Origin of the sequence: Sphingomonas sp. 10B4 (assembly GCF_035019905.1) — a bacterium.
Lineage (GTDB): Bacteria > Pseudomonadota > Alphaproteobacteria > Sphingomonadales > Sphingomonadaceae > Sphingomonas > Sphingomonas glacialis.
In genome coordinates, this window is the sequence record NZ_JASJVC010000579.1 from 1 (window position 1) to 236 (window position 236).

The 236-nt window shown below is 54.2% G+C and carries 1 protein-coding gene; it reads left to right on the forward strand.

The features are described from left to right. A partial coding sequence (locus QN347_RS20930) for a hypothetical protein (protein WP_323494567.1) occupies positions 1 to 192 on the forward strand: 192 nt, incomplete at its 5' end. Positions 193 to 236: the final 44 nt, after the last annotated feature.

Below are 236 nucleotides of genomic sequence, written 5' to 3' on the forward strand. Positions count from 1 at the left end.
CCATGGGCGGACTCATGCTACGCAGAAACGCCCATCCGTGATTTTCCAAACGGACTCTTAGCCCGGATTATTCATGAGTCTTCGTACCAGGGCTTTGCCGACCCGGCTTTGCGGTTTGACGACCGCGGCGGGCGGCAGTTTCCCGTGGCGCAGGTGACGGCGCGATTTCGTTTTTTTTATGTTTTGGGGTGATGGGATATATAGTCGTCTCTTTTGGTCGGGATATGGTTTTGCTG